Source organism: Thetidibacter halocola (assembly GCF_018224955.1).
Taxonomy (GTDB): domain Bacteria; phylum Pseudomonadota; class Alphaproteobacteria; order Rhodobacterales; family Rhodobacteraceae; genus Thetidibacter; species Thetidibacter halocola.
The window spans coordinates 501420-524343 of sequence record NZ_JAGTUU010000002.1 but is presented as its reverse complement, the minus strand read 5'-3'; the positions used below and the strand labels follow the sequence as shown (position 1 = coordinate 524343).

At 67.1% G+C, this 22924-nt stretch carries 21 protein-coding genes; 11 read left to right on the top strand and 10 right to left on the bottom strand.

Features of this window, described 5'->3' with window-relative positions; translation table 11 throughout:
- Positions 1 to 1209 carry a biopolymer transporter ExbB gene (locus KB874_RS06720; protein ID WP_212535778.1) on the bottom strand — a complete coding sequence of 403 codons (1209 nt, stop codon included), beginning with the start codon at positions 1207 to 1209 and terminating at the stop codon, positions 1 to 3.
- A gap of 67 nt (positions 1210 to 1276) precedes the next feature.
- Positions 1277 to 1822 (bottom strand): gamma-glutamylcyclotransferase, encoded by a 546-nt coding sequence (locus KB874_RS06715; RefSeq protein ID WP_212535777.1) that lies wholly within the window; start codon positions 1820 to 1822, stop codon positions 1277 to 1279.
- 65 nt (positions 1823 to 1887) lie between these two features.
- Here KB874_RS06715 and KB874_RS06710 point away from each other — a divergent pair, with 65 nt between their 5' ends.
- Complete coding sequence (locus tag KB874_RS06710; protein WP_212535776.1) at positions 1888 to 2844, top strand: DUF2125 domain-containing protein; 957 nt, start codon at positions 1888 to 1890, stop codon at positions 2842 to 2844.
- 69 nt (positions 2845 to 2913) lie between these two features.
- The gene (locus KB874_RS06705) at positions 2914 to 4185 is read left to right on the top strand and encodes an acetylornithine deacetylase/succinyl-diaminopimelate desuccinylase family protein (RefSeq protein WP_212535775.1); all 1272 of its coding nucleotides are present in this window, start codon (positions 2914 to 2916) and stop codon (positions 4183 to 4185) included.
- Between the two features lie 58 nt (positions 4186 to 4243).
- Here the strand turns inward: KB874_RS06705 and panC are convergent, their stop codons facing one another.
- Both panC and panB read right to left on the bottom strand, forming a co-directional pair.
- A complete protein-coding gene (panC, locus tag KB874_RS06700) occupies positions 4244 to 5086 on the bottom strand; it encodes a pantoate--beta-alanine ligase (RefSeq protein ID WP_212535774.1) in 843 nt (280 codons plus the stop codon).
- Positions 5083 to 5916, bottom strand: a complete 834-nt coding sequence (gene panB, locus KB874_RS06695; RefSeq protein ID WP_212535773.1) for a 3-methyl-2-oxobutanoate hydroxymethyltransferase — start codon at positions 5914 to 5916, stop codon at positions 5083 to 5085. The genes panC and panB overlap by 4 nt, the downstream gene beginning before the upstream one ends.
- A 170-nt stretch (positions 5917 to 6086) precedes the next feature.
- Between panB and KB874_RS06690 the strand changes: the two genes are divergently transcribed.
- Together KB874_RS06690 and KB874_RS06685 are read left to right on the top strand one after the other, a co-directional pair.
- The gene (locus KB874_RS06690; protein ID WP_212535772.1) at positions 6087 to 7556 is read left to right on the top strand and encodes an ABC transporter substrate-binding protein; all 1470 of its coding nucleotides are present in this window, start codon (positions 6087 to 6089) and stop codon (positions 7554 to 7556) included.
- A 257-nt stretch (positions 7557 to 7813) separates the two neighbouring features.
- On the top strand, positions 7814 to 8230 hold the full coding sequence (locus KB874_RS06685; RefSeq protein WP_212535771.1) for a VOC family protein: 417 nt from the start codon (positions 7814 to 7816) through the stop codon (positions 8228 to 8230).
- Between the two features lie 185 nt (positions 8231 to 8415).
- Here KB874_RS06685 and KB874_RS06680 read toward each other — a convergent pair whose 3' ends face one another.
- Complete coding sequence (locus KB874_RS06680; protein ID WP_212535770.1) at positions 8416 to 9024, bottom strand: GcrA family cell cycle regulator; 609 nt, start codon at positions 9022 to 9024, stop codon at positions 8416 to 8418.
- Between the two features lie 135 nt (positions 9025 to 9159).
- Here KB874_RS06680 and KB874_RS06675 point away from each other — a divergent pair, with 135 nt between their 5' ends.
- The gene (locus KB874_RS06675) at positions 9160 to 9969 is read left to right on the top strand and encodes an ABC transporter permease (RefSeq protein WP_212535769.1); all 810 of its coding nucleotides are present in this window, start codon (positions 9160 to 9162) and stop codon (positions 9967 to 9969) included.
- Between the two features lies 1 nt (position 9970).
- Here the strand turns inward: KB874_RS06675 and KB874_RS06670 are convergent, their stop codons facing one another.
- Complete coding sequence (locus KB874_RS06670) at positions 9971 to 11143, bottom strand: phytanoyl-CoA dioxygenase family protein (protein WP_212535768.1); 1173 nt, start codon at positions 11141 to 11143, stop codon at positions 9971 to 9973.
- Positions 11144 to 11234: 91 nt separating this feature from the next.
- Here KB874_RS06670 and KB874_RS06665 point away from each other — a divergent pair, with 91 nt between their 5' ends.
- From KB874_RS06665 to KB874_RS06640, 6 genes are all read left to right on the top strand, one after another.
- Positions 11235 to 12275: a LacI family DNA-binding transcriptional regulator gene (locus KB874_RS06665; RefSeq protein WP_212535767.1), complete on the top strand. Its 1041-nt coding sequence runs from the start codon at positions 11235 to 11237 to the stop codon at positions 12273 to 12275.
- A 67-nt stretch (positions 12276 to 12342) separates the two neighbouring features.
- Entirely contained in the window at positions 12343 to 14325 is a 1983-nt protein-coding gene (locus KB874_RS06660; protein ID WP_212535766.1) for a M10 family metallopeptidase C-terminal domain-containing protein, read from the top strand.
- Between the two features lie 82 nt (positions 14326 to 14407).
- Positions 14408 to 16066, top strand: coding sequence for a choline dehydrogenase (betA, locus tag KB874_RS06655; protein ID WP_212535765.1), 1659 nt, complete (start codon positions 14408 to 14410; stop codon positions 16064 to 16066).
- A gap of 55 nt (positions 16067 to 16121) precedes the next feature.
- On the top strand, positions 16122 to 16502 hold the full coding sequence (locus tag KB874_RS06650; RefSeq protein WP_212535764.1) for a carboxymuconolactone decarboxylase family protein: 381 nt from the start codon (positions 16122 to 16124) through the stop codon (positions 16500 to 16502).
- Between the two features lie 100 nt (positions 16503 to 16602).
- Positions 16603 to 17919: a UDP-glucose dehydrogenase family protein gene (locus KB874_RS06645; protein ID WP_212535763.1), complete on the top strand. Its 1317-nt coding sequence runs from the start codon at positions 16603 to 16605 to the stop codon at positions 17917 to 17919.
- A 32-nt stretch (positions 17920 to 17951) separates the two neighbouring features.
- The gene (locus KB874_RS06640) at positions 17952 to 18857 is read left to right on the top strand and encodes an NAD(P)-dependent oxidoreductase (RefSeq protein ID WP_212535762.1); all 906 of its coding nucleotides are present in this window, start codon (positions 17952 to 17954) and stop codon (positions 18855 to 18857) included.
- A 10-nt stretch (positions 18858 to 18867) separates the two neighbouring features.
- On the opposite strand, the gene KB874_RS06635 is transcribed toward KB874_RS06640, so the two are convergent.
- Genes KB874_RS06635 through KB874_RS06620 form a run of 4 tightly spaced genes read right to left on the bottom strand, consistent with a single transcriptional unit; the run spans position 18868 to position 22908 of the window.
- Positions 18868 to 19716: an isocitrate lyase/PEP mutase family protein gene (locus tag KB874_RS06635; RefSeq protein ID WP_212535761.1), complete on the bottom strand. Its 849-nt coding sequence runs from the start codon at positions 19714 to 19716 to the stop codon at positions 18868 to 18870.
- Entirely contained in the window at positions 19709 to 20818 is a 1110-nt protein-coding gene (tcuB, locus tag KB874_RS06630; RefSeq protein ID WP_249200297.1) for a tricarballylate utilization 4Fe-4S protein TcuB, read from the bottom strand. Before tcuB ends, KB874_RS06635 begins: the two co-directional genes overlap by 8 nt.
- Positions 20808 to 22211, bottom strand: coding sequence for an FAD-dependent tricarballylate dehydrogenase TcuA (tcuA, locus tag KB874_RS06625; protein ID WP_212535760.1), 1404 nt, complete (start codon positions 22209 to 22211; stop codon positions 20808 to 20810). Before tcuA ends, tcuB begins: the two co-directional genes overlap by 11 nt.
- 1 nt (position 22212) lies before the next feature.
- Complete coding sequence (locus tag KB874_RS06620) at positions 22213 to 22908, bottom strand: GntR family transcriptional regulator (RefSeq protein ID WP_212535759.1); 696 nt, start codon at positions 22906 to 22908, stop codon at positions 22213 to 22215.
- Positions 22909 to 22924 lie beyond the last annotated feature (16 nt).

The window sequence follows — 22924 nt, the reverse complement described above, 5'->3', positions numbered from 1 at the left end:
TTATTCCCCGCCGCCGGTGCGGCGCGGTTGTTGCGGCTGACCGCCTCCGGCCAGCCGGACGATCTGCTGCAGGGCGCGGGTCATGGCGGAAATCTCGGTCCGCAACTCGGCCATGCTTTCCTGCCGCCCCGCCGCCAGTTCCTCGAGGATGCGCAGCATCTGCACGTCGATCGAGCGCAGGCGCATCCGGCTTTCGGCGTCCAGCCCCTCGGCGCTTTCTTTTTCACGGATGGCGTCGGCCAGGCGGTCCTGGCCGTCGGCGATCCGCGCCATCGACGCCGCCGAAGGCGCGGTTGCCTCGATCCGCTCGGTCATCCGTTCGAGACTGTCGGCCAGCTGGCCCAGCCGGCTGTCGACCTCGGATCGCCCGGCCTCGGATTGCTGGAACAGGTATTCCAGCTGCGCCATCTGCTCGGCCATCCGGTCGAGCACGATGCCCGCAGCGCCCAGGTCCGGCCCTTCGCTGTCAGAGGAAAAGCCGATCCGCGTGATCGATGACAGCCACTCCTCAAGCTCGCGGTAAAAGCGGTTCTGCCCGTGACCCGCGAACAGTTCCAGCAGGCCCACCACCAGCGAACAGGCAAGACCCAGCAGCGAAGAGGCAAAAGCCGTGCCCATCCCGTCCAGCTGGCTTTCGAGCCCGGTCATCAGGCGCGAGAAGACAACGATCCCGCTTTCGCCCTCTGACGGAGCCAGGCTACGGATCGTGTCGACCAGCGCGGGAACCGTGGTTGCGAGACCATAGAACGTGCCAAGCAGGCCCAGGAAGATCAGCAGCGAGACGATGTAGCGGGTGATCTCGCGCGCCTCGTCGATCCGGGTCGCCACCGAGTCGAGGATCGAACGCGTCGAGGTGGTGGTGATCTGCGTGCGCCGGTCACGCCGCCGCAGCAGCGTCGCCAGAGGTGCCAGGATCGCCGGCGGCTGCGCCGTCGTGGCCCCGCCCGCATCGCGGTTCCTGCCGAACCGTTCGATCCAGCGCACCGAGACGATCAGCTGCGCCACCTGCCAGAATGTCGCCAGCACGCCCACCACGAAGACCAGCAGGATGAAGCCGTTCAGGTAGGGGTTCGACTCGAATACGGGCAAGACGCGTGGTAGCGCCAGAAAGGCGCCAAAGCCCGACAGGAGAAGAACCACCAGCATCAGGGTGACCTGGCGGACGGGTTGGGAAAATTGCAGCTCGGCCTCTAGGTCCGGCTTGTCCATCGGGACACCTGACACGCTTTGTTCTACTGGCCAGACGCTACGGGCTTTGCGCCGTCAAGCCAAGCGGTTATCCGCACAGGGCCCGCACCCGGTGCACCAGCCAATCAAGGTCTGCATCCGGAATGCCCAGTTCGGCCAGGTGCGCGGCGGTGTTGAATAGGTATTCGGTATTCGGCCCCCGCCCGCCCACGGCGCGGGCGATGATCCGGGCCTGGTCTTCCAGAGGCAGACCACCGCAATACTGGCCGTGATGGGCGTCGATCACGTAGGCCACCGCTACCACCGTGCCGCCCTCGTGGAGTGCTACCGGCAGCACCCGCTCGACATAGGCCGACGAGATCAGCTCGCGGTCGCGCAGGTAGGCCAGCGTGTCCGCCTCGGTGCCCGGCTCGGCCCGCAGGGCCAGCCCGTCGCAGGCGGCGCCAGGGCAGGAATCCAGCGCCAGCACCAACCCCGGTTCCTCGACCGTGCCGCGATGGTGGATCGAGCGCATGCAGAAACTGCGGGAATACCCCTCCAGCCGGGCGTGGCGGCGCTCGGCCACCGGAAAACCCGGGTTCCACAGAAGCGAACCGTATCCGAAGACCCATAGGGGCGCCTGCGCGTCTGCCATGTCTCTGGTCCTTGTTGCCGATGGCGCTTAAAACACGGCGTGGGGCCGGATTGAAGGGGATTGGCATGAAACGTCTGACGCTTTTGGTGGTCGCCGTAGCCGCGATCTGGGCCGGGTGGTGGTTCCTCCAGGCGCAGCAGACCCGCTCTGCCGTCGACGGCTGGTTCGCAGACCGCCGCGCCGAGGGCTGGACGGCGGAATATGCCGACCTGTCGGTGCGTGGCTTTCCCAACCGGGTCGACGTGACGCTGACAGAGCCGCGCCTGGTGGATCCCGAAAGCGGTTTCCGCTGGCAGGCGCCCTTCCTGCAATCGCTGCGGCTGGTCTACAAGCCCGGCCATCACATCGTCGCCTTTCCCGAGACGATGACGCTTGGCCAGACGCTCATCGAGGCCGAAGGCCTGCGCGCCAGCATCGTCGAAGAGGACGGCATCATCGCGCGCGCCAATGCCGAGGCGGTGGTGCTGAACCTGGCCGGACCCGAACGGTCGGTGGCGCTGGCCGGCGTCACCGCGGCCCTGTCGACCGTGCCCGGCCTGCCCGACACCTATCGGATCGGCCTGTCCGCCGACGCCGTGGCCGGGCAGGACAGGCCCGGACCGTCGCAAGGCGCCGCCGACGGCCTGGACGTGCAGGCCGAGATCCGCTTCGACCGGCCCTGGCGGCTGGCCGAGGCGGCGGCGCAGCGCCCGCAGCCGACCGCGATCGACCTGCGGCTGATGCAGTACCAGGTCGATGCCGTGCTGCTGAAACTGGCCGGAACCCTGACGGTGGACGCGGCGGGGCGCGGCGACGGTGAGCTCATGCTGCGCGCCGAGAACTGGCGCAGCCTGCTGGACCAGGCGCGCGAGGGCGGACAATTGCCGCAGGCGCTGGCCGACGCGATCGAGGAGGGGCTGGCGCTCTATTCCCGACTGACCGGCAACGGGCAGGCGCTGGACGTGACGCTCCGGTTCGACGAGGGGCGCGTGATGCTGGGCCCGATCCCGCTGGGCGAAGGCCCGCTGCTGCGCCTGCCCTGAGGCCCGTCCGCGCGCCACCCCTTGCACCGGTCCGCACCAACGGGAACAGTGCGGGCAGGAGGGCGGATCATGCGCGACACACTGGCAGACCGGATCGAGGACAGCCGCGACGACCTGATCGCGCTGACACAGGACCTGATCCGCATCCCGACACTCAACCCGCCTGGCGCGTTTTATCGCGAGATATGCGATTACCTGTCTCGCCGCCTCTCGGCCCACGGCTTCGCCTGCGAATTGCTGCGGGCCGAGGGCGCGCCGGGCGACAGCGACCGTCACCCGCGCTGGAACCTCGTCGCCCGGCGAGAGGGCACGCGCCCCGGCGACTGCGTGCATTTCAACTCGCATACCGACGTGGTCGAGGTCGGCCACGGCTGGACCCGCGATCCCTTCGCCGCCACACTGGAGGGCGACCGCATCTATGGCCGCGGCGCCTGCGACATGAAGGGCGGGTTGGCCGCCTCCATCATCGCCGCCGAGGCCTTCATCGTCGAACATCCCGACTTCGCCGGCGCCATCGAGATCAGCGGCACCGCGGACGAGGAATCGGGCGGCTATGGCGGCGTCGCCTGGCTGGCCGAACGCGGCTACTTCTCGCCCCAAAGGGTCCAGCACGTCATCATCCCCGAGCCGCTGAACAAGGACCGCATCTGCATCGGCCATCGCGGCGGCTGGTGGGCCGAAATCGAGACCAGGGGCGAGATCGCCCATGGATCGATGCCCTTCCTCGGCGATTGCGCCATCCGCCACATGGGCGCGGTGATTGACACGTTCGAACGGCACCTGTTCCCGGCGCTCGCCGCTCGCGTGACGCAGATGCCCGTCACCCCCGAAGGCGCCCGCCACGCCACGCTGAACCTGAACTCGGTGCATGGCGGCGAATCCGAGGAACCCGGCTACACCGGCCTGCCCGCCCCCTGCGTGCCCGACAGTTGCCGCATGATCATCGACCGCCGCATCCTGATCGAGGAACAGTATGACGATGTCCGGGCCGAGGTCATCGCCTTGCTCGACGACCTGAAGGCCCGCCGCCCGAATTTCGACTACGCGATTCGCGACCTGAACCGCATCGACCCGTCGCAGACCCCGCAGGACGCGCCCGTCGTGACCACCGTGCACCAGGCGATCCGCGATGTGCTGGGCCGCGATCCTGCCTACATCGCCTCGCCCGGCAGCTACGACCAGAAGCATATCGACCGGATCGGCAAGCTGAAGAACTGCATCGCCTACGGGCCGGGCATCCTCGAACTGGCGCACAAGCCCGACGAATGGGTCTCGGTCCGCGACATGCTGGACAGCGCGCAGGTCATGGCCCGAAGCCTGCAAGCCCTGCTCCTGCCGTAGCGCGACAAGGGACGGTGGGCGGGGCGCCTTTGCCGCAGGCAAACAGCGCCGGCCAACGTCACACCCCGATATTGTCGATCAGCCGCACTCCGGCCAGCCACGCGGCGGCCAGCAACCGTGCCGGACGCTCGGGGCGTTCCAGCGCCGACAGGTCGTCATGGGCGCGCAGGTCGAGATAGTCGACCGATGTGAACCCCGCTGCCTCCAGCCGCGCCTCGGCCTTAAGGCGCAACTCGGCCATCGTGCGACCTGCGCGCAAGCCCTCGGCCACCTCTTCCATCGCCTCGTGCAGCGCCGCTGCCCGCGCCCGCGCGCGATCCGACAGCAGCAGGTTGCGCGAGGACATAGCAAGGCCGTCCATCTCGCGAATCGTCGGACAACCAACGATCTCGCAGGGCAGGTTCAGATCGGCCACCAGCCGCCGCACCACCTGCAACTGCTGCCAGTCCTTCTCGCCGAAGAACGCCTTGTCACAGGCGGTCTGCAGCAGCAGCTTCGTCACCACCGTCGCCACGCCGTCGAAATGCCCGGGCCGGTGCGCGCCACAAAGGACATCGGTCAGCCCGGCGACAGAGACAGTCGTGGCGAACCCCGCCGGGTACATCTGATCCCCGTCGGGCACGAAGATCGCGTCGACGGCGAAGCGCTCGAGCTTCTCGGCGTCATCATGTTCGGTCCGGGGATAGTTCGCGTAATCCTCGGGGCTGTTGAACTGGCGAGGGTTGACGAAGATCGTCACGATCACCCGGTCGCAGGCGTTCTTGGCCGCCTGAACAAGGCTCAGATGCCCGTCATGCAGCGCGCCCATTGTCGGCACGGCCCCGATTGTCTCTCCCGCCCGGCGCCAGGCGTCCGTCATGGCGCGCAGCCCGGAGACGGTGCGGATGATGGGCGCGGTCATGCCTTGCCCTCTGGTGCGGCGTCGCCAAACACGTGCTCGGGTCCGGGAAAGCGGCGGGCGCGGACGTCCTCGGCATAGGCGGCGACAGCCGACCCGGCATCTGCGCCCAGCGTGGCATAACGTTTGACGAATTTCGCCTTGAAGGCAGTGAACAGCCCCAGCATGTCATCGACGACCAGGATCTGCCCGTCGCATCCGGCGCTTGCGCCGATGCCGATGGTCGGGATCGGCACCGCTGCCGTCACCGTGTCGGCCAGCGAGGCCGGCACCTTTTCCAGCACCACGGCAAAGGCCCCCGCATCGGCTACGGCCCGCGCATCCGCCATCAGCGCCGCTGCCGCCGCGCCGCGCCCCTGCACCTTGTAGCCGCCGAGCGTGTTGATCGACTGCGGCGTCAGGCCGACATGGGCCATGACAGGCACCCCGCGCTTGACGAGAAACCCGATTGTCTCAGCCATCGTCACGCCGCCTTCCAGCTTGACCGCGCCCGCGCCTGTCTGTGCCATGATCCGTGCGGCGTTGCGAAAGGCCTGCTGCGGGCTTTCCTCGTAACTGCCGAAGGGCATGTCGACGACCATCATCGCCCGGTTCAGCCCGCGCGCCACCGCCTGCCCGTGCAGGATCATCATCTCCATCGTGACGCCGAGGGTCGAGGGCAGGCCATGCAGCACCATCCCCACGCTGTCGCCCACCAGCACGAAATCGCAATGCGGGTCCATGACCTGCGCCATCGGCGTCGTGTAGGCGGTCAGGCTGACCAGCGGCACGCCACCCTTGCGGGCGCGGATGTCGTCGGGCATCGGCGCGGTCTTCTTCGCGGTCGCGCTCATGTCTGCGGTCCCCTCCAGAATCCTGCGCAACGCCATCGGTCGCGCAACAAAATTGCGCAGTCGTCTAGAAAATGCTGCGGCGCAGAACCAGAGGGCAAATGCAGGCGGTGCTTGAACCCGTGGCGGCAAACGGCAAGACTTGGGGCAGGATCATCTCAAGGAGTCCCGCCATGACCCTTCGCCTGCCGCTTGCGGCGCTGCTGCTTTCGGGCACTGCCGCGCTGGCCCAGCAGACCGACCTGACCATCGCCCTCCAGCTGGAGCCGCCGCACCTGGACCCGACCTCGGCCGCGGCCGGGGCGATCGACAGCGTGCTCTATTCCAACGTGTTCGAGGGGCTGACCCGGTTCACCGAGACCGGCGCCATCGCCGCGGGCCTGGCGGAACGCTGGGACATTTCCGAGGACGGGACGGTCTACACCTTTGAACTGCGCGAGGGCGTGACCTTTCACGACGGCACCGCGATGGATGCCGAGGACGTGAAATTCACCCTCGACCGCGCCCGGGCCGAGGACAGCCAGAACGCGCAGAAGGCGCTGTTTGCCGGGATCTCGGATGTCACGGTGATCGACCCCGCCACGGTGCAGGTCACGCTGGGCCAGCCGGACGGCAACTTCCTGTTCAACATGGCCTGGGGCGACGCCGTGATCGTGGCGCCCGAAAGCATCGAGGCGATCAAGACGACGCCCATCGGCACCGGCCCCTTCAAGTTCGACCAGTGGGTGCAGGGCGACCGGATCGAGTTGTCGCAATTTGATGGCTACTGGGGCGACAAGCCCGCCTTGACCGAGGCGACGTTCAAGTTCATCTCGGACCCCACCGCCGCCTTTGCAGCGATGATGGCGCAGGATATCGACGCCTTCGCCGGCTTCCCCGCCCCCGAGAACCTGCCACAGTTCGAGGCCGATCCGCGCTTCAAGGTGCTGGTGGGATCGACCGAGGGCGAGACGATTCTCGCCATGAACAACAAGCAGCCGCCCTTCGACGACAAGCGCGTGCGCGAGGCGGTGGCCCATGCGATCGACCGGCAGGCGATCATCGACGGCGCGATGTTCGGCCAGGGCACGCCCATCGGCACCCATTTCGCGCCGCACAATCCCGATTACGTCGATCTGACGGAAAAGTCGCAATACGACCCCGAGCGCGCGACGCAACTGCTGGCAGAGGCCGGACTGGCCGACGGGTTCACCACCACGCTGAAACTGCCGCCGCCCTCCTATGCCCGCCGCGGTGGCGAGATCATCGCCTCGCAGCTGCGCGCGGTGGGGATCCAGACCGAGATCACCAACCTCGAATGGGCGCAGTGGCTGGAGGAAGTGTTCCGCGGCAAGGATTTCGGCCTGACCATCGTCAGCCATACCGAGCCCTTCGACATCGGCATCTATGCCCGCCCGGACTACTACTTCCAGTATGACAACCCGGATTTCCAGGCGCTGATGACCACACTGACCGCCACCACCGACCCGGCGAAGCGGCACGAACTGGTGACGCAGGCACAGACCATCCTCGCCGACGATTACGTGAACGGCTACCTGTTCCAACTCGCCTTTCCGACGGTGATGGACGCGCGGCTGGAAGGGCTGTGGCAGAACGCCCCGACCCAGGCGACCGACCTGACCGGCGTGCGCTGGACTCAGTGAGGGCACAGCCCGGGAAACGAAAAAGGTCGGCTCATGCCCGGCGCCTTGCATCAAGCGGGCGCAGGTGAGCGATCTTGCAGCTTGAAGCGGCAATGCCCGCTTCAAGCCCAGTCTGTTGGGTTCCAAGACATGCCTGAACGGTTGGATTTGCATGGGTTCCTGCACCGGGAGTTGGAGCCGTTCAGCATTTCGGCCCACGGATCGCAGAAAGAATCCGGCGCAACGGCGAACCCAATCTCTGACAATGGACCCGCAGCATGATCAGCTATGTCACCGTCGGTGCCGACGACATTCCGCGCGCGAAGCGGTTCTACTCGGCCTTCTTGCGTGCTCTCGGTTATGAGTTGGAGGAAGGTCCGGAGGGCCTGAGCTACGCGCTCCCCGAGCGTCCCGACCAGCCTGCCGTTTCACCGGCATTCTTCGTGAAACCGCCCTTCGACGGATGCCCGGCATCGGCGGGCAACGGCGCGATGACCGCGTTCCAGGCACGAAGCCAGCAGGAGGTCCGGAACCTTCATTCAGCCGCGCTTGCGGCCGGCGGCCGGGACGAGGGCCGGCCGGGCTTTCGTGCCGCTTACGGAGCCCATTTCTACGTGGGCTATCTTCGAGATCCCCAAGGCAACAAGATCGCGCTGTTTTCAAACAATCCGGACGAACCCGGACGAGACGGGTAATCCGCCATTCGCGCCTTTCTGATGAAGGCCCGCGTCGCCCGGGCAGCCGCCATCCGGGACAGGACGCGTTAGAACATGTCTCGTGGCCTTGGCGTCGTCGCAGTCAGTGTGCTCTGTGGCAGACCAGGCCCTACAGAATGAAAAGGGCCGGGCCCATGCCCGGCCTTGTCAATGAAGCGCAAGGGTCAGCGACGACGGTCGCGGCGCGACGACATGGGCTGGAAGGCGACGCCCACATGCGCGTCGCAATAGGGCTTGCCCTGCTGCACGGGCAGGCCGCAAAACCAGAAATCCTCGGTTGCGGGATCGCCCACCGGCCATTTGCAGGTGCGCTCCGTCAGTTCCATCAGCGTCAGCTTCTTGGCCTTCTTCTCGATCTCGTTGACCCGGGCCAGCGCCTCGGGGCTGATCTCGTTGGCCGAGGGCTGCGGCGGCAGGGGCTGGCCTGCGGGAATGATCTGCTTGCGCGCGGGCGTCGGCGGCGGGCTGGCCGAAACCGTCATCATGGCGGGCTTTTCCTCGACCGGTTCGGCCTCTTCCTCGGCCACGGGCTTGGGCGCGGCCTTGGGCTTGGCTTCGGTCTTGGGCGCTGGCTTTGGCTTGGCCTCGGCAGGTTTGGCGGGGGCAGCGGGCGCCGGCGCCGCACCGGCGCGGTTCGACAGGCCAAGGCGATGCACCTTGCCGATGACCGCGTTGCGCGTCACCCCGCCCAGTTCCTTGGCGATCTGGCTGGCCGACTGGCCCTCCGACCACATCTTCTTGAGCAGTTCGACCCGTTCATCGGTCCAGGACATGACCCATCCTTTTCGGCTTCTTGCGACTGAAAAAGCGGCCACGTTCCGGCGGCCGCCTGCGCAAATTTCCTTGCCCCCCTATTCTAATCATCCCGACCCGAGTTACAAGCCGCCCGAAACCGAGGGGAGCAGGTAATGAGCACGCAACGCATCTACGCACCGGGCACGCGACGTTTCGGACGGGTAAACTGGCTGGGACTGTATACGCTGGCGCTGCGCGAGGTGATGCGCTTTGCCAATGTCTGGACGCAGACCCTGCTGGCACCGCTGGTGACGGCGGGGCTGTTCATGGTGATCTTCACCATCGCCATCGGGCCGCAGCGGGGCGACGTGATGGGGGTGGATTTCACCAGCTTCATCGCGCCGGGCATCCTGATGATGACGGTGATCCAGAACGCTTTTGCCAACACGTCGAGTTCGATCGTCATTTCCAAGGTGCAGGGCAACATCGTCGACACGCTGATGCCGCCCCTGTCCGCCGGAGAACTGGTGCTGGGCTACCTTGCCGGGGGCGTGGCGCGCGGGCTGCTGGTGGCGGTGGCGATCACGCTGGCCTTCTGGGTCGTACTGGGGCTGGTCCCGGCGCATCCGGTGGTCGCGCTGGCCTTTGTCCTGCTGGGCGCGACCTTCCTTTCGGCGCTGGGCATGGTCGCGGGGATCTACGCGAACAAGTTCGACCAGATGGCGGCGATCACCAATTTCATCGTCACGCCCCTGGCCTTCCTGTCGGGCACCTTCTACTCGGTCGAGGCGCTGCCGCCCGTGCTGTACCAGATCACCCACCTGAACCCGGTTTTCTACCTGATCGACGGGGTCCGCTACGGGATGCTGGGCGTGTCCGACAGCAACCCGGCTCTGGGCTTTGCCGTCGCCGCAGCGGCGACGACGGCTGTCTGCCTGCTGGCCTGGGCGTTTTTCCGCCGGGGCTACCGGCTGAAATCCTGATTCAGGACCGGTTCTTATCCAACAAAGCATCCAGCGTGGCGCAGAAGGCCGACGGGTCCTGCCCCTCGGCCAGCGCCGCGCGCATCAGCTCGGCCTGCGATTTCGGCGCAAGACCGCCCACCGGCGGGTTGCTGTCGAGGTTGGTTGGAAAGGGATAGCCCTCGGCCGAGGCGGCGATGACGTTGGCGAGGTCGATCCCCTCGGGCGCATTCAGCAGCATCGGATAGAGCGCCCGGCACATTGCGTCGCGATTGACCGTCTCCATTGCGCGGCCAAAGGCGGACGACACCTGAAGCAAGTTGACGAGCCGGAAGATGTCCGCCGTACGGTTCGTGCCTGCGCCGTGCATCACTGCCGGGTTGAAGAACACGACGTCGCCCTTCGCCAGCGGCAATTGCACGTGATGCTCGGCGAAATGGGCCTGGAACTCGGGCCGCGAGAAGGCGAGATAACCCTCGAAATACTGCTGCGAAAAGGGCAACAGCATCGTCGGCCCGCTTTCCAGCGGCATGTCCACATGGGCGACCGCGCCTTGCAGAGTCAGCACCGGCGAGACCGCGTGGATATGCGCCGGATACCGCGCCATCTGCGCCGCCGACATGAAGCCAAGGTGGTAGTCCCGATGCGGCACCTGCGCCGCGCCGCCGGGGTTCACCCGGTTGACCTGTGCCGTCATCTGGTAGTTCGGGCCAAGCCACGCCTCGGACGCCAGCGCCAGCGTGTGACAACTGTAGTATTCCGCGAAACTCGACGGGTCGGCGTTGCAATGCTTTTCCAGCGAGTTCCAGACCCGATCGTTCGCGCCCGGCTTGGCGAAATGGTCGCCGCCGCCCTTCGCCGCGGCCTTTTCCTCGGCGATGATGCGGTCGAAGACCGCGCTGGCGCGATCAAGCACGGCCGTGTCGGCATAGGCGGCGCGTATGACGATGATTCCCGCGCCCGAGGACAGGACCGTGGCCCATTCCTCCATCAGCGCCTGTCGGCGGGTCGGGTCGGTCGCGCATGCATCGACGCTGCGGCCCTCGTAGACGGGGATGTTCCGGACGATTTCGGCGGCATGAGGCACGTCGCGGGGCGCCGTGGTTTGTGCCGTCAGGCGACGGAATTCCTCGAAATCACCGCTGTCGGCGGTCAGCCAGACGGGTGCCTTCTGGGGCTTGGACTGGATGTTCATGGCGACTCCTCCCTTGGATTGCGCAGAGTCTGCCCAAGGTCACCTGTCCGAAACAGTTGCCAATCGCCTCAAAACCACCTCAAATCCGGGCATGGCGCGCCGCTTTACCATCAAGGAAATCGCCCACCAGGCAGGGCTCAGCCCGGCGACGGTGGACCGTGCCTTGCACGGGCGGGACAGCGTTCGGCAGGTGACGCGCGACCGGGTGGCGGCGGCGCTGGCGGAACTGGAAAGCCAGTATGCCGCCAGCACCGCCAGCGGGGCGCGCCTGACGCTGGATATCGTGGTGCAGGCGCCCAACCGCTTTTCCCAGGCGGTGCGGGCGGCGTTCGAGGCGGAACTGCCACTGATGCGCCCGGCCGCGATCCGGGCACGGTTCCACATGGCCGAACGCATGGACGAGGCGGAAATCGTCGCCCGCTTGCGCGCCATCGCGAAACGCGGCAGCCAGGGGATCGTCCTTAAAGTGCCGGCGACGCCCGCGATCGAGGCCGCACTGGCCGGGATCGCCCGGCACCGGATCCCGGTCGTGACCTATGTCACCGACGTCGCGGCCGCTCTGCGGCTGGCCTATGTCGGGATGGAGAACGCCCATGCGGGTGCGACCGCCGCCTACCTCTTGTCCCGCATGATGCGCGCGCCCGACGCCCGCGTGCTTGTCACCCTGTCCAGCCAGATGTTCCAGGGCGAAGAGATGCGCCGCCACGGGTTCACGCGGTATCTTGCGGATCACGCGCCCCGGCTGCGCAGCGTCACCGTGTCGGAGGGGTTCGGCGTGAACCGCTCGACCGGGGTCCTTGTGCGGCAGGCGCTGGAGACGCATGACGACATAAGCGCGGTCTATTCCATCGGCGGCGGCAACGCGGCAATCCTCGATGCCTTCGCGCAGGCGGGGCGCGACATCGAGGTGTTTGCCGCGCATGACCTGGACCGCACGAACCGGCAGTTGCTGGCCGCGGGCAAGGTGAGCTTCGTCATCCATCACGACTTTCGCCAGGACGCGCGCCGCGTCTCGCTGCACGTGATGAAGCACTGGCGGCATGTCGATCCGGCAACCGAGATCGGCGAAACGGCGATCAGCATCGCCTGCCCGGTGCCGGGGATCGCGCCCCTGCCCCGGACCACCGGATAGGTCGCCACCTTTACCGGATTCCCCCACGCTGCTAGCCTGCCTCTGAATAGCGTCAGGAGGCTCGGCCATGGCCGTCATCACCGAAACCACCGATGCGCCCGAGGAATACGACACCCCATATCGGATCGTGGCCGGAGACATCTTCAACGGCGTGATCGAAGGCGCGGGCGACGGCGATGCCATCGCGCTGACCGTCGAAGCGGGCATGGGATACCGCATCACCATCAGCTCGACCGATCCGTTGAGGCAGCCCTATTTCCAACTGCGCGACGAGGATACCGGGTTCATCGCTTGGAGCGAGTTCTATGACGAGAACGGCAGCGAGGCCATGGTGCTGGTCGCGCCGGAAACCGGCACCCTGTTCATCGGCGCGGAAATGGCGTGGAGCCGGGTCGGCAGCTATACCGTGACGGTCGACCTGCTGGACGATTTCCGCGAATGGACGCTCGAGGAGATCTCTGAATTCCTGCGCGTAACCCATTGGGCCGAGCGCGACCTGCCGACCGATCCACGCTGGTTCTCGACGGCCGTGGGGCCGCGCACCATCACCTACAACATCGAAGGGCTGGAGCCGGGGGCGCAGCAACTGGCCGAATGGGCGCTGGACGCGTGGCAGGCGGTGGCGAACGTCACCTTTGTCCGCAGCACGTCCAGCGCGGCGCACGTGATCTTCGACGACGAGGCGCGCGGCGCCTGGACGGACCTGGAGTACCAAGGCGATACCGCCATCATCACCGGCGCCTTCGTCAATATCGACCGGGATTACGAACGCTGGGACCCGGGCCTGGGCGATTTCGCCTACAAGACCTTCCTGCACGAGATCGGCCATGTACTGGGCCTTGGCCATGGCGGGTTCTACAATTTCTCGGGCGACTATTCGCAGGATGCCGTCTATCCGAACGACAGCCAAGCCACGACCGTCATGTCCTATTTCGGGGCCGAGGACGTGGTCTTTGCCGACACGTTCCGATCCTACGCGATCACGCCGATGCCGGCCGATATCCTGGCGGTGCGGACGCTTTACGGCACAAAGCTGGTCAATGTCGGCGACACCGTCTTTGCCACCGAGTTCACGCCGGGCAACAATTCGCAGGGCGCGGACGGTGTCTGGAACCGCCTGCTGAGCGGCGAAGAGCCCGGCGACTATGGCTGGGCCAACGTGCGCTACACCATCGTCGACAGCGGCGGAACGGACGTCATCGACGCCTCGGGAGCGACGGATCGGGTTAGGATCGACCTGAACGACGGCGCGACCTCGCGCGTGTCGAACCTGCCCGACGGGCTGACGATCATGCAAGGCACGATTATCGAACGCGCGAAGGGTAGCGCGTTCGACGACACGCTGATCGGGAACGCGATCGCCAACGAACTCTTGGGCGGCAGCGGGGACGACAGCCTGTATGGCAATGACAGACGCGACGTGCTGCACGGCGGCGAGGGCGCGGATTGGCTCGAAGGCAACCGCCACTCAGACACGATCTACGGGCAGGACGGTGACGACCGACTGGACGGTGGTCTGGACAATGACCGGATGAACGGAGGGACCGGCAACGACACGCTGTATGGCGGCGGCGGCTATGACACCCTCTGGGGTTGGGACGGTGACGATACCATCTTCGGAGACGATGGCCGGGATGTCGCCTACATGGGAGCGGGAGACGATCTGTTCCTGGATAATGCGCAAGGCGGCGAACGTGGGCGCGACACCGTCTATGGCGGAGACGGCAACGACACGATCGAAGGCGGCGCGGGCGACGACACGATCCAGCTTGGCGGCGGCAACGACATGGTGACGGGCGGCGACGGCGCGGATGTCTTTGTGCTGGCCGCCGAGATCGGGGCCGACCGGATCACGGACTACGACTTGGGCATCGACTCGCTGCACATCGCGGCGAGTCTGTGGGGCGGGCCGCTGACACAAGCGGCTCTCGACGCACGCAGCGACCTCTCCTCAGGCACACTTGTGCTGGATTTCGGCGGCGGCGACCGGCTGACCCTGGACGGGCTGACCACCAATGCCGGGTTGCTGGGGGATATCGTCCTGGTCTGACGCGACGCTGCCGCGCGGTCCGCGTTCCCATTTCCAAGGTGATGCTTTAAGCCTTGGCCAGTGCTGAGGGGTGGGACGCAACGTGGAAGCCGATTTCGTCATCGTAGGGGCAGGCAGCGCGGGCTGCGCCATGGCCTGGCGCCTGTCCGGGGCGGGCGCATCCGTCATCGTCATCGAGTATGGCGGCAGCGACGCCGGGCCCTTCATCCAGATGCCCGCCGCGCTCAGCTATCCGATGAACATGAAGCTGTACGACTGGGGCTTCATGACGGAACCCGAGCCGCACCTGGGCGGTCGGCGTCTGGTCTGCCCGCGGGGCAAGGTGATCGGCGGGTCGTCCTCGATCAACGGGATGGTCTATGTGCGCGGCCATGCGCGGGACTATGACCACTGGGCGGAAAGCGGCGCGGATGGCTGGGCCTATGCCGACGTGCTGCCCTATTTCCGGCGGATGGAAAGCTGGCACGACAGCGGGCAGGGCGGCGACCCTTCGTGGCGCGGCACGGACGGCCCGCTGCATGTCACGCGCGGCCCGCGCAACAACCCGCTGCATTCCGCCTTTGTCGAGGCCGGACGGCAGGCGGGCTACCCGGTGACGCAGGATTACAACGGTCGCCAGCAAGAGGGCTTTGGCCCGATGGAGATGACGGTCTGGAAAGGCCGGCGCTGGTCGGCGGCGAACGCCTACCTGAAACCTGCCCTCGCGCGCGACAACTGCAAGGTCGTGCGCGGCCTTGCCCGCCGCATCGTGATCGAGGACGGGCGCGCCACCGGTGTCGAGATCGCGCAAGGCTCGGCGATCCGCACCATCCGCGCCCGGCGCGAGGTGATCGTCGCCGCCAGCGCCATCAACTCGCCCAAGCTGCTGATGCTGTCGGGCATTGGCCCGGCGGCGCACCTGGCCGAGCATGGCATCCCCGTGGTGGCTGACCGGCCCGGCGTGGGGCGCAACCTCCAGGACCATCTCGAGGTCTATTACCAGTTCGCCTCGCGCCAGCCGATCACGCTGTTCAAGTACTGGCGGCTGTTCTGGAAGGGCCTGATCGGCGCGCAATGGATGCTCACGGGCCGGGGCCTCGGCGCGTCCAACCAGTTCGAAAGCGCGGGCTTCATCCGGTCGCGGGCGGGCGTGGACTATCCCGACATCCAGTATCACTTCCTGCCGCTGGCCGTGCGCTACGACGGCAAGGCCGCGGCCGAGGGTCACGGGTTCCAGGTGCATACCGGGCCGATGCGGGCCCAGTCGCGTGGCGCGATCACCCTGCGCAGCGCGGATCCCGCCGAGGCGCCGTCGATCCGGTTCAACTACATGTCCGAGGAAGAGGACTGGATCGAGTTCCGAACCTGCCTGCGGCTGACGCGCGAGATCTTTCAGCAGCCCGCGATGCAGCCCTTCGTCCGGAACGAGATCCAGCCGGGCGAGGCGCTGACCACCGATGACGAACTGGATGGCTTCATCCGCGAACACGCCGAAAGCGCCTATCATCCCTGCGGCACCTGCCGCATGGGCCGCGCCGACGATCCGCTGGCGGTGGTCGACCCGGACTGCCGGGTGATCGGGGTGGAGGGGCTGCGGGTGGCCGACAGTTCGATCTTTCCGCGCATCACCAACGGCAACCTCAACGGGCCGTCGATCATGGTGGGGGAAAAGGCCTCGGACCACATCCTGGGCCTGACCCCGCTCGCCCCGGCCAATGACGAGCCCTGGATCCATCCCGATTGGCAGACCGCGCAACGCTAGGGCTTGCCTATCCGGCGCGCCACGCCATGCTGCCACAACCAAGCAGGAGACACCGATGAGAACCTTCGACGAAGACTTGTTCCTGAAGGGACTGGAGCAGCGCAAGGCCACCCTTGGCGCGGAATACGTGGAAAAGAACCTCGCCGCCGCCGACGATTTCACCCGGCCCTTCCAGGAAGCGATGACGGCCTGGTGCTGGGGGTTCGGCTGGGGCGACGACGTGATCGACCCCAAGACGCGCAGCATGATGAACCTCGCGATGATCGGCGCACTCGGCAAGATGCACGAGTGGGAGTTGCATTGCCGCGGCGCGGTGAACAACGGTGTCTCGCGCGAGGAAATCCGCGCCATCATCCACGTGATCGGCATCTATTGCGGCGTGCCGCAGGCGCTGGAATGCTTTCGCGCCGCGCGCAAGGTGCTGGACGAAAGCTGAGTCGTATCGGCGCGGCGCTGGCCGCCCGGCCCTTGCCTTGCAGGGCGAAACCTGAAACCTAGGGACCAGTTCCCAGCCAGAATTTCCAAGGGATTTCGAGATGAAAATTGCGATGATCGGAACCGGTTACGTGGGCCTCGTTTCGGGCGTCTGCTTTTCCGACTTCGGGCATGACGTGGTCTGCGTCGACAAGGACCCGCGCAAGATCGCCATGCTGGAACGCGGCGAGGTGCCGATCTACGAACCGGGTCTCGACGCGCTGATGCACCGCAACGTTCAGGCCGGGCGGCTGTCCTTCACGCAGGACCTGCGCGGTGCCGTGCAGGGCGCGGACGCGGTGTTCATCGCCGTGGGCACGCCGACGCGGCGCGGCGACGGCCATGCCGACCTGACCTATGTCATGGCCGCCGCGCGCGAGATCGCCGAGGCGGCGACCGACTACGTGGTGATCGTGACGAAATCCACCGTGCCCGTCGGCACCAACCGCAAGGTCCGAGACGTGGTGGCGCAGGCCAATCCCGGCCTCGATTTCGACGTCGCCTCGAACCCGGAATTCCTGCGCGAAGGCGCGGCGATCGACGACTTCATGAAGCCCGACCGCGTCGTGGTCGGCGTTGAATCCGACCGCGCGGCAAAGGTCATGGCCGAGATCTATCGCCCGCTCTACCTGCGCGATTTTCCCATCGTCACAACCGACCTCGAGTCGGCTGAGATGATCAAGTATGCCGCCAACGCCTTTCTCGCGACCAAGATCACATTCATCAACGAGATCGCCGCGCTGTGCGAAAAGGTCGGCGCGGATATCAAGGCGGTCAGCAAGGGCATGGGCATGGACGGCCGCATCGGCAACAAGTTCCTGCATGCCGGGCCGGGCTATGGCGGGTCGTGCTTTCCCAAGGACACCAAGGCGCTGGCGCGGATCGGGCAGGACCATGCCTCGCCCGTGTCGATCGTCGAGACGGTCATCAAGGTCAATGACGAGGTCAAGCGCCGGATGATCGACAAGTTGCAGGACCTCTGCGGCGGCACGTTCAACGGCAAGCGGATCCTGGTGCTGGGCGTGACCTTCAAGCCCAACACCGACGACATGCGCGACGCGCCCTCTCTGACCATCGTGCCGGCGCTGATTGGCGGCGGCGCGCAGGTGACGGTGGCCGATCCGCAGGGCCGGCGCGAGGGCGAGACGCTGCTGCCCGGCGCGCTCTGGGCCGACGATCCCTATGGCGCCGCCGAGGGCGCCGACCTGATCGTGATCCTGACCGAGTGGAACGAGTTCCGCGCCCTCGACCTGTCGCGGCTGGCCGGATCGATGCGCCACGCGGCGATGGCCGACCTGCGCAACATCTACAGCGCCGACGTCGCGAAAAAGGCGGGCTTCGTCGCCTATGACGGGGTCGGGCGCGCCAGCCTGGTCTGATCCATCGGCCCGCCCCGCATGACGAGGATACCATGAGCCCCAACGGCAACCGCCCCGCCCGCCTCGCCTTTGTCGGTTTCGGCGAGGCCGGGGCGGCCTTTGCCTCCGGCTGGGGCGACATGCGCCCGGCCGATCTGCGCGCCTACGACATAAAGACAGACAGGGCCGCAACGCGGGACACGATGCAGACGCGCTATGCGGCGCATGGCATCGACGGGCGTGATACGCCGGCATCCGCGCTGGACGGGATCGAGGCGGTATTCTGCACCGTCACCGCCGACCAGGCGCTGGCCGCCGCACAGGCCGCCGCATCGCATCTTGCAGTCGGCACACTGTGGTTCGATTGCAATTCCTGCGCGCCGGGCACGAAACGCCGCGCGGCCGAGGTGATCGAGGCCGCAGGTGGGCGCTATGTGGATGTGGCCGTCATGTCGCCAGTGCACCCCAAACGCCACCACGCGCCGCTGCTGATCTCCGGCCCCCACGCCGAGGTCGCCGAAGCCGTGCTTCTGGCGCTGGACATGAAGCCCAAGCACGCGGGTGACGCCGTGGGGCGGGCTTCCTCGATCAAGATGCTGCGCTCTGTCATGGTCAAGGGACTGGAGGCGCTGACCGCCGAATGTTTCCTTGCCGCCCATCGCGCGGGCGTTGCCGACGAGGTGATCGGCTCGCTCGAGGCGTCCGACCCGGATATCGCCTGGCGCAAGCGCGGCGCCTACAACCTCGAACGGATGATGGTGCATGGTGCGCGCCGCGCCGCCGAGATGCAGGAGGTCGCCCGCACCGTGGATGAACTGGGCCTCGGCGGGCGCATGGCGGCCGCCACGGCGGAGTGGGAGGCGATGATCGCCGCGCTTGGGGTCGACCCGGGCGAGGACGACCTGGAAAGCCGCGCGAACGCGATCCTGTCGCGCATCGAAGATCCCGACGCGACCTGAACCCTGCCTTCTAGCGCAGGTGCCTTGCGATAAGGTCGGTCCAGAGGGCGGCCTCGCTCAACTCCTCGGGCAACGCCTCGGGCTTGTCCGTCGGTTGCGCGCCCGGCGTCGCTGCCAAGCTGTCCCAGGCCGCCGAGAGCGCGGCAGGGAATGTCCGGTGCGGCGTCAGGCAGATGCGCACGCCCAGCGCCGCCAGGTCAGCCCCCGCCAGTGCGCCCTTCGGTTCCGGCACGATGAGTGGCAGGCCCGACGCCTCATGCGCGCGAGCCAGTAGCGCCGCGTCGCGCGCCCCGGTGACGAACAGCGCATCGACTCCTGTCAGGCCATAGGCGGCGGAGCGTGCGATCAGCGCCTCGCCCGATTGCAGGCGCGCATCGGTGCGGGCGGCGATGACGAAACCCGGATCGGACCGCGCTTCGAGCGCCGCGCGCAGCTTGCCCTCGGCCTCGGGCAGCGGGATCAGCGATCCACCTTCGGCACCGAACGACGTCGGCAGGGCCGTATCCTCCAGCGTCATGCCGGAAACGCCCGCCGCCTCCAGTTCCTCGACGCAGCGCATGGCATGCAGCGCGTTGCCGAAACCGTGGTCGGCATCGACCAGAAGCGGCAGCGCACCGGGCCTGGCGATGCGGCGGCAAAGCCCGGTGAATTCGTCGAGCGACAGCAACTGGTGATCCGGCGCACCCAGAACGGCCAGCGCCGCCACCGATCCGCCGAGCATGGCCAGAGGGAAGCCCAGCCGCGCCGCAGCCCGCACCGTCATGGCATCGTAAACCGAGGCCGGGCGCACACACGCGTCGCCCGACAGGATCGCCCGCAGCGCCGCGCGGGCCTGCGGCGGGGTCAGGCGTTCAGCCATTCCGCACCCGCTTGTCCTGCGCCTCGCGCAGCAGTGCGGCAAGGCGGTAGAAGCCATGCGCCATCTTTGAATAGGGAGCCAGCAAGAAGAAGGTCAGAACCGCGCCCAGGTGCAGCGCCAGAAGCGGCCCGGTCAGGCCGGTCCCCCGCACCGCGTACAGCACCAGCCCCGACAGACCGACAAAGCCCAGCAGCCAGACGAAGGCGCGCTCGCCAGAGGCGCGGCCGGGCGTGCCAAGCTCGGGGTCGGCCTGCTTGCGCAGCATCAGCAGACCGGCACAGCCGACAGTCAGCAGGATGCCACCCGGCACACCCAGCAGCTTCGGCAGCGAGAAGAAGCCATAAGGCGCCTTGGCGTCGAAGACGTAGTGCAGCACCGTCCCCGCCGAGGTCGAGGCAAAGCACAGCAGGAAACCCCAGAACACCGCCTGGTGCGCGTGGCGGCGGGCCAAGGAATAGCGTTCGCCCTTTTCATAGTTGCAACCGCCCGCCTGCCCGCCCGACAGGTTCTTCATCCGTCCCGCCGCGTCCAGCGCCTCGCGCCAGTCGGCGAGCGTCAGCCGCGTGCCGCCCACCTCGCGCCAGTAGGCCCGCAGCGACACGCCGATGGCGGCCAGCGGCAGCAGGAAGGCGGGGGTGAAGATCGCCACCATCGCGCCGTGGCTGAGCCACGCGTAGAACCCCTCGCCCTCGCCCGGCAGCGCCGCGATCAGGGCGAACATCACGGCGAACCCGGCGACCAGGGCGGCGGCCACGGCCTCTCCCCGCGCCTGGAACACCTTGGCGATGCCGCCGGGCCAGGCCAGCCGCTCCCAGCTTTCGGCGCGGGCCGAGGCCAGCGCGCGGGGCAGGTTCAGGTCGAATTCATGCGGCGCGGTATACTGGCAAGCGTAATAGCAGCCCCGGCAGTTGTGGCACAGGTTCGCAAGCTGGGTGATGTCGCCATCGGCGAACACCTTTTCCCGGGTGATCGCCGGAAAGACCGAGCAATAGCCCTCGCAATAGCGGCAGGCGTTGCAGATCTCGATCTGCCGGCGGGCTTCCATCACCGGGTCGTCCGACAGGACCCCCGGATCCGTCTGCAGGCTGACGTCAAGCGACATGGGCGGCGGCCTCCTGTCCTGCGATGCGGCCAAAGACGGTGCCGATGGTCATGCCGAACCCGGCGAGGTAGCCCTGCCCAAGGATCGACCCCGCCATCATCTCTCCGGCGCTCCAGATGTTGTCATATTGGCCTTGCGGGCCGGTGGTGCGCGCCTTCAGGTCCACCTTCAGCCCCAGATAGGTGAAGGTCACGCCGGGGCGCAGTTCGTAGGCGTAAAAGGGCGGCTCGGCGATGGGGCGCGCCCAGTTGGTCTTGGGGGGCGTGATCCCCTCGGTCGCCACGCCGTCCAGTTCCTGCGGATGGAACGTGCCGGGGCGGCAGGCGGCGTTGAAGGCTTCGATGGTCTGTTGCAGCTTCGGCCCCGGCAGGCCGAGTTGCTGGGCAAGGCCGGGGATCGTGTCGGCGGTCACGGGCGGATAGACCGACGGCATGAACAGGTCGATCGAGCGCGAGTCGATGATCGAATAGGCCACCTGATCAGGCTGCGCCGCCACCAGACGGCCCCAGATCGCGTAACGCTTGGGCCAGACATCCTCGCCCTCGTCGTAGAACCGGTCGCCGTCCTTGTTCACGACGATGGAGAAGGGCACGCAGTCCAGCCGGGTGACGATGCCGCCATCGTATTTCGGCGCGCGCCCGTCGATGGCGACGGCGTGGCATTGTGTCGGGTCGCCCACCGTCTCGGCGCCGTGATCCAGCATGTCCTTCAGCACGAGACCCCGGTTGTAGGGCGTGCCGCGAATGAGAAAGTTCTTTGCCGCCGGCCCCCAGGCCCGCGCCAGCCAGTCCAGGTCCGACTGGAACCCGCCCGAGGCGAGAACAAAGGCGCGCCCCTTGACCGTCACCGTCTCACCCGCGAGGTCGACCTCCAGATGCGTGGCTTTGGCGGCGTCGATACCGACATGCTTCACCGTCGCCTCGTAGGCCACCGTCACGCCCAGGTCCTGCGCAGTCAGGTAATAGGCGTTGACCAGCGCCTTGCCGCCGCCAAGGAAAAAGGCGTTGGTCCGGTCCAGCGACAGCGTACCCGACAGGGATTTCTGGAACCGGACGCCATGCGCCTCCATCCAGGGCAGGCACTCGGCGGACTGGCGGATGACGTGGCGGGCAAGCGACTCGTCCGTTTCGCCCTTTGTGACGCGCAGCAGGTCCTGCCAGAATTCCTCTTCGTCGTAGGTGTCGATCAGTGGCCCCAAAGGCCCGTGATGCATGCAGCGAAAGTTGCGGGTGTGGCGCGAGTTGCCGCCGCGATAGACCTTGGGCGCGCCTTCGAGGATCACCACCCGCGCGCCGGTCTCTGCCGCCTCGATCGCGGCACACAGGCCCGCGTTCCCGCCGCCTACGACGACGACATCCCAGGTTTCGGCGCTCAGGGTCTTCGCGTCGGTCATCTCAGTCCTCTTGTCCTTCGGCGCGGCGCAGCATCCGCAGGCGGGTCAGTTGCGCCCGCTCCATGTGCCGCCGCATGGCCTGTTCCGCCGCAGCCCCGTCGCGCGCCTCGAGCGCTGCCAGCACAGCGGCGTGTTCCTCGACCGCCTCGCGGGCGCGTTCCGGCGATTCCATGCTGGACGGGCCAAGAATCAGCAGCGTCTTTTCCACCGTTTCCGCCGATTTCAGCAGGAACCGGTTGCGGGCCGCGTCCATCATGCGGGCGTGAAACTGCCGGTTCAGCCGGACCAGCGCCTTGCTGTCGCCCGTGGCCTCGGCCATCTCGGTGTTGATCGACTTGAGTTCTTCCAACTCGACCGGCGAGGCCGCCCGCGCTGCGAGCCGTGCAGCGGTGCCTTCGAGCACGGCGCGCATCTCGTAAAGCTCCATGATCTCTGGATAATCCAGCGTTCGGACGACCGCGCCGGTGCGAGGCTGATGATCGACGAGCCCCTCGGATTCCAGACGGCGGATCGCCTCGCGCACGGGCGTGCGGCTGATCTGCAAACGGTCTGCGATCTCGGTTTCCAGCAAACGCGCACCGGGGCGCAGCGCGCCCGAGCGGATCTCATCGCACAGCCGTTCATAGGCGCTCTGCCCATGCAAGGCGCGCCCGGACGCCTCTGCGCCCACCAGTCGAAGGTTTTCGCTTCCGCTCATGCGTCCAGTCGTATAC

Bases quoted from the DNA above. Each gene is read 5' to 3' on its own strand.
- KB874_RS06690 (WP_212535772.1), top strand. From the start codon at position 6,087: ATGACCCTTCGCCTGCCGCTTGCGGCGCTGCTGCTTTCGGGCACTGCC.
- KB874_RS06670 (WP_212535768.1), bottom strand. From the start codon at position 11,143: ATGAACATCCAGTCCAAGCCCCAGAAGGCACCCGTCTGGCTGACCGCC.
- KB874_RS06685 (WP_212535771.1), top strand. From the start codon at position 7,814: ATGATCAGCTATGTCACCGTCGGTGCCGACGACATTCCGCGCGCGAAG.
- tcuA (WP_212535760.1), bottom strand. From the start codon at position 22,211: ATGACCGACGCGAAGACCCTGAGCGCCGAAACCTGGGATGTCGTCGTC.
- KB874_RS06620 (WP_212535759.1), bottom strand. From the start codon at position 22,908: ATGAGCGGAAGCGAAAACCTTCGACTGGTGGGCGCAGAGGCGTCCGGG.
- tcuB (WP_249200297.1), bottom strand. From the start codon at position 20,818: ATGTCGCTTGACGTCAGCCTGCAGACGGATCCGGGGGTCCTGTCGGAC.
- KB874_RS06640 (WP_212535762.1), top strand. From the start codon at position 17,952: ATGAGCCCCAACGGCAACCGCCCCGCCCGCCTCGCCTTTGTCGGTTTC.
- KB874_RS06635 (WP_212535761.1), bottom strand. From the start codon at position 19,716: ATGGCTGAACGCCTGACCCCGCCGCAGGCCCGCGCGGCGCTGCGGGCG.
- KB874_RS06680 (WP_212535770.1), bottom strand. From the start codon at position 9,024: ATGTCCTGGACCGATGAACGGGTCGAACTGCTCAAGAAGATGTGGTCG.
- KB874_RS06705 (WP_212535775.1), top strand. From the start codon at position 2,914: ATGCGCGACACACTGGCAGACCGGATCGAGGACAGCCGCGACGACCTG.
- KB874_RS06665 (WP_212535767.1), top strand. From the start codon at position 11,235: ATGGCGCGCCGCTTTACCATCAAGGAAATCGCCCACCAGGCAGGGCTC.
- KB874_RS06675 (WP_212535769.1), top strand. From the start codon at position 9,160: ATGAGCACGCAACGCATCTACGCACCGGGCACGCGACGTTTCGGACGG.
- KB874_RS06720 (WP_212535778.1), bottom strand. From the start codon at position 1,209: ATGGACAAGCCGGACCTAGAGGCCGAGCTGCAATTTTCCCAACCCGTC.
- KB874_RS06715 (WP_212535777.1), bottom strand. From the start codon at position 1,822: ATGGCAGACGCGCAGGCGCCCCTATGGGTCTTCGGATACGGTTCGCTT.
- KB874_RS06650 (WP_212535764.1), top strand. From the start codon at position 16,122: ATGAGAACCTTCGACGAAGACTTGTTCCTGAAGGGACTGGAGCAGCGC.
- KB874_RS06710 (WP_212535776.1), top strand. From the start codon at position 1,888: ATGAAACGTCTGACGCTTTTGGTGGTCGCCGTAGCCGCGATCTGGGCC.
- KB874_RS06645 (WP_212535763.1), top strand. From the start codon at position 16,603: ATGAAAATTGCGATGATCGGAACCGGTTACGTGGGCCTCGTTTCGGGC.
- panB (WP_212535773.1), bottom strand. From the start codon at position 5,916: ATGAGCGCGACCGCGAAGAAGACCGCGCCGATGCCCGACGACATCCGC.
- KB874_RS06660 (WP_212535766.1), top strand. From the start codon at position 12,343: ATGGCCGTCATCACCGAAACCACCGATGCGCCCGAGGAATACGACACC.
- panC (WP_212535774.1), bottom strand. From the start codon at position 5,086: ATGACCGCGCCCATCATCCGCACCGTCTCCGGGCTGCGCGCCATGACG.